Origin of the sequence: Paraglaciecola arctica BSs20135, assembly GCF_000314995.1 — a bacterium.
GTDB lineage: Bacteria > Pseudomonadota > Gammaproteobacteria > Enterobacterales > Alteromonadaceae > Paraglaciecola > Paraglaciecola arctica.
Genome location: NZ_BAEO01000056.1, coordinates 82,182 through 97,772 on the forward strand (window position 1 = coordinate 82,182; position 15,591 = coordinate 97,772).

A 15,591-nucleotide genomic window follows, 5' to 3' on the forward strand; every position below is an offset into this window, starting at 1 on the left:
TCAATGTTTCTTGCCCAAACCACATCAAAAAATATCCTTACTGTTAGCAAACTTAATCGTTTAGCTCGCTCGGTTTTAGAAGCCGAAATTGGTCAGATTTGGCTGTCAGCTGAAATCTCGAATTTTGTCGCTGCTAGTTCTGGACATTGGTACTTCACCCTTAAGGATGATCGTGCCCAAGTCAAAGGGGCCATGTTTAAGGGTGCAAACCGTAAAGTGCATCAGAAACCTAAAGAAGGTGACAAGGTTTTAGTCAGAGCAAACATCAGCTTGTATGAGCCTAGAGGTGATTACCAAATTATTGTTGAGCATATGGAGCCAGAAGGTGAAGGGCAACTTAAACAACAATTCGAAATGTTAAAACGGCAGTTAGCCTCTGAAGGGATATTTGCCCAAGAATATAAAAAGCCAATACCTGATACAGTATTAAGAGTAGGGGTAGTGACCTCCCCTACGGGTGCCGCATTGCATGATATATTAACTGTACTAAAACGCCGAAACCCTGCTATTGAAGTGGTTATTTATCCTAGCCAAGTGCAAGGTGATAGTGCAGCGTCACTAATTTGTGCGGCTATAACTCTAGCCAACCTAAGAAACGAAGTGGATGTGTTAATTGTTGGCAGAGGCGGCGGTTCGTTAGAAGATTTGTGGTGTTTTAACAATGAACAAGTGGCCAGAACAATATTCGCCTCAACTATCCCCATAATCAGTGCAGTCGGTCACGAAATAGATGTGAGTATTGCAGATTTTGTGGCAGATATGCGTGCCCCAACCCCTTCAGCTGCTGCCGAATTGGTCAGTCAGGATCAATCGTCTCTGCACAATAAAATCTTAGTCCTTCAGGACAAATTACTGAAATCATATAATAGGTTACAACAAGAACTGAATCACCAGCATCGAACTGTAAAACAACGATTATTGCAAAACCATCCACAAAAACAACTTGAGCAAAAAAGTCAGTATGTAGATCAATTGCAAACTGCTTTACAAAATGCCATTAAGCAAAACCTTTCTCAAGCGAATCAACAGCAACAACACATAAATAGCCGACTTTCCTTATCGTCTCCCCAAAAACTGCTACAACTGTATCAACAAAATTTACAGCAGTTGCAAACTAAATTACAAAGAGGTTGCCAACTACTAGTAGATAACAAAAAGCAGAAATTATTTAATAACATGCATTTATTAGATACCGTCAGTCCATTAGCCACTTTAGCAAGGGGCTATAGCATCAGTTTTAAACAGGGCGAGATAGTTAAAAGCATTCAAAAAGTACAAGTTGGCGATACATTAGTTACCCGTTTAGAAGACGGTGAAATACGCAGTGAGATTAATCAAATCAATTAGTCTAGGCATTTACTTTAAGTAGCAAATCATAGGTCAGTCTTTCGATTTGCATACATTTTCTATCGACAAATGAATAAGCGAGAAGATAATTTCTCATATCTGTTGTTCATTCAATTTATATTTGGAATCGTTTATATTTTACGCTAAATTAACAGGGTAAGTTTTAGTTAGTATTTAAATCAATAAAGGATTATTTTTATCATGAAGGAAGGCATCTCTTTATCATCTTCAGATTCAGAACTGCTGAGTGCAATTATTTTAGTGGTTGACAATAATCCCACCACCACCGACTTTTTAGTAAAAACGTTAAGCCCTTACTTTCGGGTTTTTTCTGCAGGGTCAGGCGAAGATGCCATTGGTTTTTGTGTCACTCATGCACCTGACTTGGTTATTCTAGATCTGCATATGCCTGTTTTAGATGGTTTGTTAACTTGTAAAATGCTCAAAACCATACCCACCATGCTCAATTGCCCCATAATGTTTTCGACTGCTGATACTTCTACTGAACAAGAAATGAAATGCTGGGATGCAGGTGCTACTGACTTTGTGAACAAACCCATAGTGGTTCAAACCTTAGTTAAACGAGTTAGGGCACATGTTAAAGCTAAGCTACAAAAAGATAGTATCGAAAATAAGGTGTTTGTAGATCCTCAAACTGGCCTATACAACAGACGATTTTTTAATGACTGTTACGACAAGCAAATTTACTTAGCGAAACGAAATGATGCACCATTATCCCTTGTTATGTTTGAATTGAAAAATATCGAATTATTTGATGAACAACATACATCAGCAGTAGAAGCTAGGTATTTAAGGATAGTGGTGCAACTAATATCAGAACACTTGAGTCGCCCTACCGACACATTAATCAGGTATAGCGACAATGAATTTGCGGTCTTATTGCCCGATACTTACATATTTGGTGCCAAACATATTGTACAAAAAGTATTAAGCTCAATAGCTCAACACAAAAGCGAAGATGGCGATTTAACATTTGAACAAATAGATATTGCTGCGGGCATGGCTTCACTCGAAGCCTTACAAAAAAATACTAACTTAATCGAACTAGTAGAAAGAAACCTGTCACAAAATAAACTATCGGGCAATGCAATGGTGTCTCGTTATCATATCAACTAAAACAGTAGTTACCCGATTACTTTTATTTGTGACATCAAGCAAGTCAATATCGTAGTTTTAATAGTATTTCCAAATGCAACTATACCTAATTACTTAGCATTCTTATGCATACGCATAAGTTGTCTGCGTTTACGTCGCTGGGAATCATTCAGGGAGCTATGATCAGTTTCATAAGGATTTGCACCTTCCCTGAATTCAATTTTGATTGGTGTGCCCATCACTTTTAAGGATTTACGGAAATAGTTCATCAAATATCGTTTATACGAATCTGGTAAGTCTTTTAACTGATTGCCATGAATAACGATAAGCGGCGGATTGTATCCACCAGCGTGGGCATATTTCATTTTAACACGGCGACCACGTACCACTGGAGGCTGATGATCCTCTTGGGCCATATCCATAATACGTGTCAACATAGAGGTATTGACTCGTTTGGTGGCAGAGGCATAGGCTTCTTGCACCGATTCAAATAAGTGCCCAACTCCGGTGCCGTGTAAAGCAGAAATAAAGTGTAAGCGGGCAAAGTCAATAAAACCTAAACGTCGGTCTAACTCCCGCTTGATTTCTTCTTTTACATCTTTATTTAGACCGTCCCACTTGTTTACGGCCACCACTAACGAACGACCGGCATTGAGAATAAAACCTAATAAACTTAAGTCTTGATCGGTAATGCCTTCTTGGGCGTCAACTACAAATAACACCACATTGGACTCTTCTATAGCTTGTAATGTTTTCACAATAGAAAATTTTTCTATTGCTTCTGAGATATTTCTACGTCTTCGCACCCCAGCGGTATCAATCAGAATGTACTCTCTTCCATCCCGTTCCATGGGAATAAAAATACTGTCTCGTGTAGTACCTGGTTCGTCATAGACTACGACACGTTCTTCGCCAAGAATACGATTTGTCAGAGTTGACTTACCCACATTGGGCTTACCAACTATCGCTAACTTGATAGGTAGAGCTTGCAAATTGGCTAGTTGCTCATCGGCGTCTATCTCTTGAAGCTCTTCATCACTTTCTTCAGGAATGTGCATATCGGGAAATTGCTCAGCTATGGGAGCAAGCGCACTTTGCAATAATTGTGTTACGCCTCTGCCATGAGCAGCAGCGATTTGATTAACGTCACCCAAACCTAAGGCAAAGAAATCAGCACTTTCGCTATCCCCATCAATTCCATCAACTTTATTGGCGACCACGTAAACTGGTTTTTCTTGCTTACGTAAGTGCTCAGCAATACCTTGATCTGCCGCCGTCATACCGGTACGGGCATCAACTAAAAACAACACCACATCAGCTTCGATAATAGCCAACAAAGATTGTTCGGCCATAACTACATCAATACCTTGTTCGTCACCACTTATACCACCGGTATCAACCACAATAAACTGCAGTCCTTCGTATTTGGCAGTACCGTATTTTCTATCCCGAGTTAAGCCGGGAAAATCAGCCACCAACGCGTCTCGTGTGCGGGTGAGACGATTAAACAAAGTGGATTTTCCAACATTTGGGCGGCCAACTAAGGCAACAACGGGTAACATAAATACATATCCTATAGACAAAAACGGCTTGGAAATATTCCAAGCCGTTAAAAAATTATTGGTGCGATTCTTTAACGAAAATCACACAAAAATTAGTTTATGGTGTTTTGATAGCCACTAATTTACCATCTCTGGTTTGAGTGTATAAAGTGTCTCCATCCACTACCGGTGAGTGATAAATACTTTCATCTTCATCATCATCGCCCACTTCTAAACGGGCGACAATTTTGCCATCAGCTTGGTCAAACCAATGCAAATAACCATATTTATCACCTGCCACTAAATAGTTTCCTACAGGTGTAACGCCGGTCAACAAACGTTCTTTAAGAGCACCTTGGCTCCATAATTCAACACCATTACGACTATCTAATGCATACAAGTTGCTGTTTACATCAACTAAATATAGTGTGCTGCCCGACAATGACAAACGACGATAAGACTTGTATTCACGTTTCCAAATAACTCGCCCTGTACGCAATTCAACTGCGGCAAGCGTACCGTCATAAGAAATAACGTAAACATTACCTGCAGCCACCAAAGGTTCGCTATCGATATCTACAATTCGTTCTAACTCAGTCACACCAGTAGCAGCCGAAATAACTTGCTCCCATGCAGTCTGCCCGGTTTCAAGGATATTCACAATCAGTTTGCCAGTAGCAGTACCTATAATAGCCCCGCCGTTAACCGCCGCTGGTGAAGAAACCCCACGCAATGACAAAGGTGGTACATCGGCCTCTGTAGACCAAACTTCTTCGCCACTATCGGCATTCAAAGCAAAAATAAATCCAGATCCGGTATTAATTAGTACAATACCCGCTTCAATGGCTGGCGCCGCTAATACTTCGCCCTTAACCGTTGTGATCCATTTTTGTTCACCAGTATTTGCGTCTAGCGCTATCACTTCACCATTTTCAGTACCAAAAAAGACAGTTTCGTATGCAACACTGAGCCCGCCGGCAATTTTAGCTGATAGACCATTAGACCAGAGTTTTTTTATTCCAGAGGTCAATCCTTGTTCGTCGTAGGTCGCAAAATCTTTAGACCATATCTCTTTGCCTGTGGCTTGTTCAAAAGCACTAACGTTACCTTGTCGGTTTGCTGCAAACACTTTGTCATACGCCACTGCAGGACCAAGTTTTGAATAGAACTTACCAATACCGGCGCCTAAGTCTACAGACCAAACTTCCGTTGGAGTAAATTGTGCTTCAATAGGCTTAAGCCTGCGAATTTCTAACTCTTCTTCATCGTAAAACCAATTACTAATTGTGGTGCAGCTTGATAACAAAACTGAACTGGTTAACAGCAAGAATAAAAAAAAATGTTTCACTATTTTCACCTTAACCATTGGCTGCAATGGCTAAATTATCTAGCTTCATTTTTAAAACTGGATCACGTCCATTTGTTTCCAAAGCAGCGCTGTAAGCAGCTCTAGCTTTATCAAATAACTCTTGAGCTTGGTATACATCGCCCTTAATTTCTTGGCTTTGAGCTTTAAAAGCTTGATCGGTAACTTTGTCTGCACTTGCAATGGCTAGCTCGAATTCACCTTGTTCTATTTGAATACGAGCTAAACGAAGCTGTGCAACTGACTTAACGGCTGATAACTTGGCATTGTCGGCCACGAATTCAAGTTGTTTGGCAGCTTCAGTTAAGTCTTTACGCTCGATGGCCTGTTGAGCCAATTCCAATGCCATTAACATGGCATAACCAGTGCCACTATGGCTATCCATAAAGGTTTTAGCTTGACTGAAACCCGCTTCACCTTTTACTAATTCTTCTGAAGCTTTTTCATAAGCAAAAGAAGCTTGCTCTTTTGCTGCAATTTGTGAATCGTTATAATAACGCCAGCCCAAAAGACCACCCAAGCCCAAAAGTGCACCAATAACTAGTGCTACACCATTCTCTTTCCAAAAGCGTTTAATGGCCTCGACTTGTTGCTCTTCTGTTTCGTACTGTTCCATCATCCATTCCTCTGACTACATGGCTATATAAAATTTGATAGCACATAATGTTAATTCAAAAAATTTACGCTGTTAGACGTTAAATAGCTTTTGCGTAAACTGTGTTAATTCGTTAATTGAAACTGTTTCTTGAGCTTGCTGCTCTCGCAAGTATTTAACGGCAACTTGCTGCGAGACCATCTCATCCTGACCTATGATTAAAGCAATACTGGCACCACTTTGATCAGCACGTTTCATCTGCTTTTTAAAATTCCCAGCGCCACAATGATTCATCACTTTTAGCTGCGGTAAATCATCTCTTAATGTTTCACTGACTTGTCTGGCATATAGTTCAACAGATTCATCCATGGCAGTAACATAAACATCAACTGGCGACTTTAGACTTTTGTCCAATTCCAATGCTTGTAGCATCAAGATTATACGCTCTAGTCCCATGGCAAAACCTACGCCCTGAGTGGCTTTTCCACCAAGTTGTTCTACTAAACCGTCATAGCGTCCGCCAGCACATACTGTTCCCTGGGCACCTAAACTATCAGTGACCCATTCAAATACAGTTCGATTATAATAATCCAGTCCACGCACCAATGCAGGATTGACCCGATATTGGATACCTAAGTTGTCTAAACGTTCACACAAACCTTGAAAATGTTTGGCCGACTCTTCATCAAGGCAATCAATCAGTTTTGGTGCATCTTTTACGGCGTTTTGCACTTGTGGATTTTTACTATCAAGCACTCGTAACGGGTTACTCTTGAGTCGTCTTAAGCTATCTTCATCCAACTCCGATTCCCGAGTTTTTAGAAAAGCTACTAACTGTTCTTTATAAGCCACTCTAGCCTCAGTAGAACCTAGAGAGTTAATTTCTAAAGTGACGTTTTCACTGATCCCAAACTTTTTCCACAACCTTGCACTAAGCAATATCACTTCAGCATCAATATCTGGCCCAGCTAAACCAAATACTTCTACACCAAATTGATGAAACTGCCTGTAACGTCCTTTTTGCGGGCGTTCATGGCGGAACATTTGGCCTATATACCAGAGACGTTGTTGCTGGTTATACAATAAACCATGTTCATTTCCAGCTCGCACCACACAGGCTGTGCCTTCGGGTCGTAATGTGAGGCTGTCTGAGTTGCGATCGGCGAAGGTGTACATTTCTTTTTCGACTATATCGGTCACTTCACCAATAGAGCGTTTGAATAAATCGGTGCTTTCAACAATAGGCGTGCGGATTTCTTGATAACCGTAACTGGCGACTACTTCGCGAATAGTAGATTCTACGTACTGCCAAAGCCCTGATTGAGTAGGCAAGCAGTCGTTCATTCCTCGAATAGCCTGAATTTGTTTCGACACTAAAAATAATCTCTTCTGCAATAATTAAAAAAGCCCCGCATTATAGGGACTTTATGGATAAACGTAAAATAATGAAGCTCAAAAACCCATAAAAAGTTAATGAAAATCTAGCTATAACAATTAGCTAGTGAACTAACTTAACTGTTTTACCTCGATCTTACGGCTTATATCAAGCTGACTGGCTTTGGCACGAATGCGCTTTTCAAGTTGGTCGACTAAATCATCATTCGACAAGCGTTCTTTTTGACGTATACCATCTAAGTAAAAACCACTCATATTTCGCGCCCCCGTTAAGCCTAAATCCGAGATTTCAGCTTCTCCAGGTCCATTCACTACACAACCAATAATGGATACATCCATTGGGGTAAGTAAGTCTTCTAGACGCTGTTCTAATGCATTCACTGTGCTTATCACATCAAATTCTTGTCGAGAACAACTTGGACAAGCAATTAAGTTAATGCCTCTAGAGCGAATGCGTAATGACTTTAAAATATCGAAACCAACTTTGATTTCTTCAATTGGATCAGCCGCTAAGGAAATACGAATGGTATCGCCAATACCCTCAGCCAGCAACATACCTAAGCCTACCGAACTTTTTACTGCACCAGCACGAATGCCGCCAGCTTCAGTAATGCCTAAATGTAGGGGTTGCTCGATTTGTTTGGCCAGCAATCGATAAGCCCCTACTGCTAAAAATACATCTGAAGCTTTGACACTGACCTTAAATTGATCAAAATTGAGCTTATTTAAAATATCCACATGACGCATGGCAGATTCAACTAAAGCTTCTGGTGTTGGCTCACCATATTTTTCTTGGATCTCTTTTTCTAAAGAACCACCATTGACTCCAATACGAATGGGAATGCCTTTATCTCTGGCGCAATCTACTACTGAGCGAACTCTGTCCATACTGCCAATGTTGCCAGGGTTAATCCGCAAACAATCCACACCATATTCTGCCACTTTTAAGGCAATGCGATAATCAAAATGAATATCGGCAATTAGTGGTACTGAGACTTGCTGTTTGATTAATTTAAACGCTTCAGCTGCATCCATAGTGGGCACAGAGACTCTGACTAAATCGCCTCCAACAGCCTGAATTCGTTTAATTTGCGCCACTGTCGCCTCTACATCCGTAGTTGGGGTATTAGTCATAGACTGCACCGCAATGGGTGCTCCATCCCCAATAGGCACATTACCAACATTGATACGTTTGGAAGGTCGGCGTTTAATCGGTGATTCAGCAAACATAGTAATAATTTAGCTCTATTAATTCGTTCAATTATTCAGACAGGGGTAAATCAAATTTGGCGATGCGTCCAGCGGGTAAAAAAGACATATCCAAAGGTTCACCTGCATAACGAATTTTTACCACTTCAGGTGCACCTAAAGTCACAACAAAAGGAGGAATTCCTGTTACTGGCATAACTCTCCCTTTAACTTTGACCCCGTAAGCAATGTTTTCACCCGTGGCGTCAGTCAGATTCATCCAACAATCGCCAGCAAACTCGAATATCAACTTAACTGGCGCTGCAGTTTCGATTACCGTTGTTTCTATCACATCAGTGGTTTCGTTCAAGTTGTTGGAATCATCCACAATTTCTGCGTTTTCTGCACTATCAGCACTATCAGCACTATCAGCACTAATAGATTGGTTATCGCTCGGAGGAAGTTGCACACTTGACTTTGTAGCAACAGAATCATCCGACTTTTCTTCGAGTGAGAATATTTCTTTAGCAACAACATTTTCTGTAACCGTTTCAGAATAATTACTCACATTTGACGCTGTAGTAGTGTCATTTGAGCTTTGTTGAAACCACCAAATAACCACTAAAGCTATGACCGCTGCAACAATTAAATAAGTCACTAACATCAGCTTGTCATCATTGGCTTGATGAGCCACTCTGCGTGAAAAGCTTTGTAGTTTGGCAGGTTCCTTTTTTTGAGTGCTTAGACTTTCAAACGCATTCAGTATCTCAGCTTCGTCAACCTTAACGTGTTTTGCATAAAGCTTTAGATACCCTCTGATAAATGTCAGTGAAATATTAATGTCATAGTTGTCTTGCTCAATATCTTCAATTAGGCTCTTTTTTAATTTCATTCTGTCAGCAATGTCTTGGCACGACATATCAGCCTTCTCTCGGGCTCGTTTTAATATCTGGCCCGGCCCTTGAATAATGGCTTCTGGTTGTTGAACTGCTTCTTTTTCAATCATAGTTTAGTTTTACTCTACAACACTTGGGGCTACTAAAGATAACTTCTTACCGTCGTAAATAGCCGACGCGTCGGCCAAATCATTCCATTCTATCAGACGTTGCATTTTGATGTTATAAAGAAGCGAAATTCGATATAAATTTTCGCCTTTGGTAACAACATGGAAGTCGGGTGTATCTAAAATTTCTGGCTCTACTTCGGTTTTCTGCGACAATTTTTCTGCGACTTTGGCTTTTACGATCTCATCCTTCTTTATATCGGCGTCTTTTACAATTACTAATGAATCGTTAGTTTCTGTCACTGTATTGTCTGTAGGCAATTCTGTTGCTTGAGTTACCTGCTCCGACAATTCTTCTGTAGCAGCTACATTGGATTGTACAATCTCATCCGTCTTTATATCGGTGTCTTTTACTATTGCTAATGAATCGTTCGTTTCTGTTTCTGTCACTGCCACTGTATTGTCCGTAGCCATTTCAGTGACTTGAGAAGCAACTAACTCGGGTGAGATTTTAGCTGCTATTTTTAACATTGGAGGGTTTTCTGTTTTGCTGACTATTTCAGGACGCGACTGCATGTCAGTTAATATTGACTTGGTGATTGGATCATTAGGGAATATCCTTACCAACATATCCAAATAACCTTTTGCGGCAGTATCATTGCCTGTACCTCGCTCTATCTTCATTGCCATCAACAGACTTTGCGGACTGATCTGCGAAACTTTCTCATAACGTCTAAGAATACCTCTCGCTTCTTGCCACTGTTGTGTATCGAGCAACGACTGAGCAAGAAGATAAAGACTGCTAGCTCTTCCTGGTTGGTGATTAACTGCACTGCGTAAATATTGAATAGAATCTTCAGATCGGCCTTGGTTTTGGCTACACAAGGCCAAATTTTCATATGTCTCGGCGCTGGAGACATAACTGCTGGTATTCACTGCTTTAAGAAAATATGTCTTGGCTTTTTCATAGTCTCCATTTTGGCATAGAAACGCCCCATAACTATTGGCTATGTTGGCATTTTTTGGATCAAGATCCATAGCAAATTGATAAGCATTTTCGGCCTGCTCTAACTCGCTAACACTTTGATAATAATAAGCCATTGCAAAATTAGCGTCTGCTGACCTTGGCGCAAATTCTAAACCTTTATCTAAATTATATTTTGCTTGGCTATAGTTTCCGTTTTTAAGATAAGTCAAACCTAAAGAAACACGAGTTTTGGAAGCTTCTAATTTGTCAAAATTTTGGCCCGAATTTTGACTACTTCGACTGGTGCATCCACTGAGGAATATCAGTGCAATAAAAACGATACTGATAATTTTTAGAATGAAGTTCATTAGGACCTATGTGACATATTGCCGATAAAAAATCTATTGTGTCATCTTGACTGAAATGCTCTCGCCCTTCAGCTTTTTTTTCAAAATTCTTTTTGTACGATCTACCACTTCCCCCACTAGCTGTCCACAGGCGGCATCGATATCTTCGCCCCTAGTACGGCGAACTACCACTATTAGCCCGTATTCCATAAGGACCTTAGCAAAACGGTCAATCCGCGAGTTGCTAGAACATGTATAAGGTGAGCCAGGATATGGATTAAACGGAATAAGATTTATTTTACATGGCGTGTCTGCCATTACTTTTGCCAGAGCATGAGCTTGGTCGGTACTATCGTTAATCCCATTTAACATCACGTACTCTACTGTGACTTTTCCTTGATTGGCGTTTGACTTAGCCAAATACCTTCTAACACTGGCTAGAAATACCTCTAAAGGATATTTTTTATTAACCGGAACAAGTACATCGCGTAATGCATTGTCTGGTGCATGAATAGATATCGCCAGAGCTACGTCTATTTGGTCACCCAACATATCAAGGGCCGGTACCACACCTGAGGTACTTAAGGTCACTCTACGTTTGGACAAACCAAAGGCAAGATCATCCATCATCAGTTCCATTGCAGGCACAACATTTTTAACATTTAATAATGGCTCACCCATGCCCATCATCACTACGTTAGTGATGGGACGTTTAGCAGTATCATTATTTAAACCTATTGTGGTGGCTACTCGCCAAACCTGACCAATTATCTCAGAGACTTTTAAATTACGATTAAATCCCTGTTGTGCGGTTGAACAAAAAGTACATTCCAGTGCACAACCCACTTGTGAAGACACACATAATGTTGCTCGATCGCCATCTGGGATCCACACTGTTTCAACTTCCTGACCGCCTTCAAGTTTCAAGGCAAATTTAATGGTGCCGTCTGAAGCATTCTGCTGATAGGCTATTTCTGGTGCTTTAATTTCACATTTGGCCTGCAGTTTAGTTCTTAAGGCCTTGTTGAGGTTGGTCATCTGCTCAAAATCTGCCACGCCTTGCTGGTAGATCCACTTCATAATTTGTTCTGCTCTGAAGGGCTTTTCTCCCATTTCATTAAAAAAGACACGTAAACCATCTCGAGTTAAATCAAGTAGGTTAATTTTTTTAGGTTGGGCAGATACCACTTCAGTTGACACAATAAACCTCAATAAACAGACTAAACTACTGCCATTTTAACCGATTACTCAGTTTTTGCAGTACATATTACAAATAACAAATAACACAAAAGGGAGCCTAAGCTCCCTTTATCAAAAGCAAATTTCCGCTTAGCGTGTACGTGGGCAGATTTCTTCATCACTAAAGAAATAAGCAATTTCACGAGCTGCTGATTCAGGAGCATCTGAACCATGACAAGCATTTTCGTCGATTGAAGCAGCATAATCAGCGCGCAAAGTGCCCGCTAACGCTTCAGCTGGGTTAGTAGCACCCATGATTTCACGATTTTTCAATACAGCATTTTCGCCTTCTAAGACTTGGACCATAACAGGACCAGAAGTCATGAAAGAAACTAAAGCACCAAAAAATGGACGTTCGCTATGTTCAGCGTAGAATCCTTCTGCTTGCTCTTTGCTTAAATGAAGCATTTTAGACGCCACTAATCTTAGGCCAGCAGACTCAAAACGGTTGTAAATAGCACCGATAACATTTTTTGCAACTGCATCAGGCTTAATAATAGAAAAAGTGCGCTCTAAGGCCATTTTCGTAACTCCAGTATTAGTTATATTTCGTCCCTTGAAAGGACACATAAAATTTCGCGCGGATTATATGCAATTAGACAGCAAATACCTAGTATAGATTGCATATTATTCTGTTGTCCCTAAAATCGAGGCTAAAGTAATTTAGAGAAGAGGTGACTTTGATAAAATTTTTAGTGCTTATTCCTGTTGTGCTGTGTTTGGTTTGGTTTATGTATTTAAAAAAGAAGAACTATAGCTTAGGTGATGGCAAACAAGGGTTTATATATATTTTCATTTTTTGCGCTGTAATTGCACTATTTTACAGCTCTTTGTTATGGATAACTGAATGGCAATGACAGGCTAATAAAGTTGCTTGTCAAAATTAACAAAAAAAAAAGAAGCGATAAACGCTCTTTTTTATTATTCAATGACCGATCCTAAATATACATATATGTCGGACTATTAATAAATCTCAATATCTGCCTGTGCTTTTAAAGACTCTATTACTGCTCCATATAATATTTGAGACTTATTCGATGCCAGACGATTTTGTAATGAAGCCAATTGCTGGGCATTTGCCTCAGTGCCTGAGTTAACTTGAACTAGTTGCACCAGACTGATATCTCCATTGACTAAATCAACAACACTTGTATCTGTTGCAGATAGCTTGAACAAAGCTTCAACAATAGTCTGAGACAAAGCAGCGTCGTTTCGTGCAACCCCTTGCTTGTCTTCCCAACTAAGCTCAAGAGCGGCTAATTTAGCATTCACATCTTCGCCGTCACTCAAGGCTGTTTTCACATCCAAGGCCCAATCTCTGGCAGCCTGTTGAGCTGCTTTTGCAGACAATGTCTGTTGGATTTGATCTTTGACTTCTTCCATCGCTTTAGTGCGTTCAGGCTCTTGTTTGGCTATTCTAACAACCATAATGTGATTGCTACCCAGCTCTATTACTTCGCTATTTACCCCATCTTCAATTAATTCAGCACTAAATGCACTTGCTAATACATTGGGGTTAGACACTACTTCTGGCGCATTATTGCGACTAAACAAAGCTGTGGTACTTATCGCTTTAGCGGCAATGTCTGCTACTTCGTCAAGGTTGTCTGGTACTTCAAAAGCCACTTCTGAAATTCTTTGGCTAATTTCGTAAAAACGCTCTTCTGCTTTGAAAGTTTTAACTTTATTCGTTATCTCTTCTTTGACATTTTCGAAAGCAGTAACTTGCTCAGGCTTAACATCTGTTAACTTAATAATGTGGTAACCAAATTCGCTTTTGACTACAGCACTCACGTCACCTTTATTAACGAGTGAAAAGGCAGCGTTTTCAAATGCAGGATCCATAATTCCTTTGCCAAACCAACCTAAATCACCACCATTTTCAGCGCTAAAAGTATCGCTAGAAAATGTTTTAGCGAGTTCTGAGAAATCTTCTCCAGCTTGTATTTTAGCAAGAACTTCTTCAGCCTCAGCAGCAATGGTCTCGTCTTGTTCAGAACTTTCGAACAATATATGTGCCGCTTGGCGCTCTTCGTCTGTACGATAATCACCAAGGTTTTGTTGGTAGAATTCAGTGAGCTCTTCTTCATTAACCTTAATCGTAGGTAATAAATCTTCTAATTCCAACTCAACATAGGACAAACTGACTTTCTGCTCAGTATCAAACTGACTGATATTACTTTGATAATAAGCCAAAATTTCATCATCAGTGACCTTTACTTGATCAATAAATTTAGCGGCAGGAACGTTTACATAATGAATATCACGAGTTTGCTGCTGCATTAGGTGCGCTGTTTTTGCTTCACTTGTTAAAGCAAATTCTGTTGCTATTAATGACTGCGACAGTTGCCTGCGAACCATGTCAACGCGCATATAGTCTCTAAAGTTATTTGTCTGAAAACCTGCTTGGCGTAAAATGGCAAGATAACGATCATTATCAAACTTTCCATCTACTTGAAATTCTTGCATACCTACTATGGCTGACTTGATTTGCTGATCGCTGACTCGCAAACCCAATTCTTGTGCGGCTTGGTCGAGAAGTTTCTCACTAATTAGGCGATCTAAGATCCCCTGACGGAAATTTTGTAGATAGGCAGCATCACTTGCCAATGTAGCAAAGGCTTCTCCAAACTGAGACTCCATCCGCGAACGTTCGTTTTGATAGGCGCGTTCTAATTCATCGATGCCTATTTCTTCGCCATTTACAGTGGCTGCGGCGCTAGATGCAGATGAATTGATGTAACTCCCCACTCCTGCAAATACAAAACTTAAAATAACTAATGCTAAGATCCCCATAGCCCAAGGGCCTTGTGATCCTTCTCTGATTCTTTCCAACATACTAAAGTCCAAACTCCAAATGAGCTGTTATTGATAAGTAATGAAGACACCCAAGTTAGGCTGCCTTGTACGCAAGCGCGCGGGATTATATACCAACCGAGTTAATTTATTAATGATTGTTCGCAGTGAATTGAAAAATATCTAGGCTGTTTTAATTTCTTTATTAAAACAGACTAGACACAAACTGCACAAAAACAAAAGGCGATGATAAATCATCGCCTTTTGGTATAAATGAACTAAGTGATTAGTTACAAGCGTCTTTTAATGCTTTACCAGCTTTAAACGAAGGCACCTTAGCTGCTGAAATCTGAATAGTCGCACCAGTTTGAGGATTACGACCACTGCGAGCAGCACGATCGCGTACCGAGAATGTACCGAAACCAACTAATGCAACTTGATCTCCATCTTTAAGTGCTGTTGTTACAGCGCCAGTTAATGCATCTAGTGCACGTCCCGCAGCTGCTTTAGAAATATCTGCACTTGCAGCGATGGTATCAATAAGATCTGACTTATTCACAATATGAACCCCTTCATTTGTTATTATATTTTGCGGCCTGCACCATGCAAAGCCGAACATTTATATCAAGCATGAAACTTAACTTCAAGCTATATATTTACAAATCATTAACTTTCAATGAATCGTCTCAAT

The 15,591-nt window shown here is 40.2% G+C and carries 13 protein-coding genes; 2 read left to right on the plus strand and 11 right to left on the minus strand.

What is annotated here, in order from left to right:
• Nucleotides 1-3: 3 nt before the first annotated feature.
• Complete coding sequence (gene xseA / locus GARC_RS19010; RefSeq protein ID WP_007623307.1) at nt 4-1,347, plus strand: exodeoxyribonuclease VII large subunit; 1,344 nt, start codon at nt 4-6, stop codon at nt 1,345-1,347.
• Between the two features lie 201 nt (nt 1,348-1,548).
• Entirely contained in the window at nt 1,549-2,484 is a 936-nt protein-coding gene (locus tag GARC_RS19015) for a GGDEF domain-containing response regulator (RefSeq protein WP_007623309.1), read from the plus strand.
• Between the two features lie 89 nt (nt 2,485-2,573).
• Here GARC_RS19015 and der read toward each other — a convergent pair whose 3' ends face one another.
• From der to GARC_RS19075, 11 genes are all read right to left on the minus strand, one after another.
• Entirely contained in the window at nt 2,574-4,025 is a 1,452-nt protein-coding gene (gene der, locus GARC_RS19020) for a ribosome biogenesis GTPase Der (RefSeq protein WP_007623311.1), read from the minus strand.
• Between the two features lie 97 nt (nt 4,026-4,122).
• Nucleotides 4,123-5,352, minus strand: coding sequence for an outer membrane protein assembly factor BamB (gene bamB / locus GARC_RS19025; protein WP_007623313.1), 1,230 nt, complete (start codon nt 5,350-5,352; stop codon nt 4,123-4,125).
• 10 nt (nt 5,353-5,362) lie between these two features.
• Nucleotides 5,363-5,989: a YfgM family protein gene (locus tag GARC_RS19030; protein WP_226989227.1), complete on the minus strand. Its 627-nt coding sequence runs from the start codon at nt 5,987-5,989 to the stop codon at nt 5,363-5,365.
• A gap of 69 nt (nt 5,990-6,058) precedes the next feature.
• On the minus strand, nt 6,059-7,339 hold the full coding sequence (gene hisS, locus GARC_RS19035; RefSeq protein WP_007623318.1) for a histidine--tRNA ligase: 1,281 nt from the start codon (nt 7,337-7,339) through the stop codon (nt 6,059-6,061).
• A gap of 132 nt (nt 7,340-7,471) precedes the next feature.
• Nucleotides 7,472-8,590: a flavodoxin-dependent (E)-4-hydroxy-3-methylbut-2-enyl-diphosphate synthase gene (gene ispG, locus GARC_RS19040; protein ID WP_007623320.1), complete on the minus strand. Its 1,119-nt coding sequence runs from the start codon at nt 8,588-8,590 to the stop codon at nt 7,472-7,474.
• 31 nt (nt 8,591-8,621) lie between these two features.
• On the minus strand, nt 8,622-9,554 hold the full coding sequence (locus tag GARC_RS19045) for a RodZ domain-containing protein (RefSeq protein WP_007623321.1): 933 nt from the start codon (nt 9,552-9,554) through the stop codon (nt 8,622-8,624).
• A 9-nt stretch (nt 9,555-9,563) separates the two neighbouring features.
• A complete protein-coding gene (gene pilW, locus GARC_RS19050) occupies nt 9,564-10,886 on the minus strand; it encodes a type IV pilus biogenesis/stability protein PilW (protein ID WP_007623323.1) in 1,323 nt (440 codons plus the stop codon).
• 33 nt (nt 10,887-10,919) lie between these two features.
• Nucleotides 10,920-12,065: a bifunctional tRNA (adenosine(37)-C2)-methyltransferase TrmG/ribosomal RNA large subunit methyltransferase RlmN gene (locus tag GARC_RS19055; protein WP_007623324.1), complete on the minus strand. Its 1,146-nt coding sequence runs from the start codon at nt 12,063-12,065 to the stop codon at nt 10,920-10,922.
• Between the two features lie 129 nt (nt 12,066-12,194).
• Entirely contained in the window at nt 12,195-12,626 is a 432-nt protein-coding gene (gene ndk, locus GARC_RS19060; protein ID WP_007623325.1) for a nucleoside-diphosphate kinase, read from the minus strand.
• 441 nt (nt 12,627-13,067) lie between these two features.
• A complete protein-coding gene (locus GARC_RS19070; RefSeq protein WP_007623327.1) occupies nt 13,068-14,942 on the minus strand; it encodes a SurA N-terminal domain-containing protein in 1,875 nt (624 codons plus the stop codon).
• Between the two features lie 244 nt (nt 14,943-15,186).
• The gene (locus tag GARC_RS19075; RefSeq protein ID WP_007623328.1) at nt 15,187-15,459 is read right to left on the minus strand and encodes an HU family DNA-binding protein; all 273 of its coding nucleotides are present in this window, start codon (nt 15,457-15,459) and stop codon (nt 15,187-15,189) included.
• Between the last annotated feature and the right edge of the window lie 132 nt (nt 15,460-15,591).

Coding starts and splice junctions, on each gene's coding strand:
- xseA (WP_007623307.1), top strand. CDS start 4: ATGTTTCTTGCCCAAACCACATCAAAAAATATCCTTACTGTTAGCAAA.
- GARC_RS19015 (WP_007623309.1), top strand. CDS start 1,549: ATGAAGGAAGGCATCTCTTTATCATCTTCAGATTCAGAACTGCTGAGT.
- der (WP_007623311.1), bottom strand. CDS start 4,025: ATGTTACCCGTTGTTGCCTTAGTTGGCCGCCCAAATGTTGGAAAATCC.
- GARC_RS19030 (WP_226989227.1), bottom strand. CDS start 5,989: ATGATGGAACAGTACGAAACAGAAGAGCAACAAGTCGAGGCCATTAAA.
- ispG (WP_007623320.1), bottom strand. CDS start 8,590: ATGTTTGCTGAATCACCGATTAAACGCCGACCTTCCAAACGTATCAAT.
- GARC_RS19045 (WP_007623321.1), bottom strand. CDS start 9,554: ATGATTGAAAAAGAAGCAGTTCAACAACCAGAAGCCATTATTCAAGGG.
- pilW (WP_007623323.1), bottom strand. CDS start 10,886: ATGAACTTCATTCTAAAAATTATCAGTATCGTTTTTATTGCACTGATA.
- ndk (WP_007623325.1), bottom strand. CDS start 12,626: ATGGCCTTAGAGCGCACTTTTTCTATTATTAAGCCTGATGCAGTTGCA.
- GARC_RS19070 (WP_007623327.1), bottom strand. CDS start 14,942: ATGTTGGAAAGAATCAGAGAAGGATCACAAGGCCCTTGGGCTATGGGG.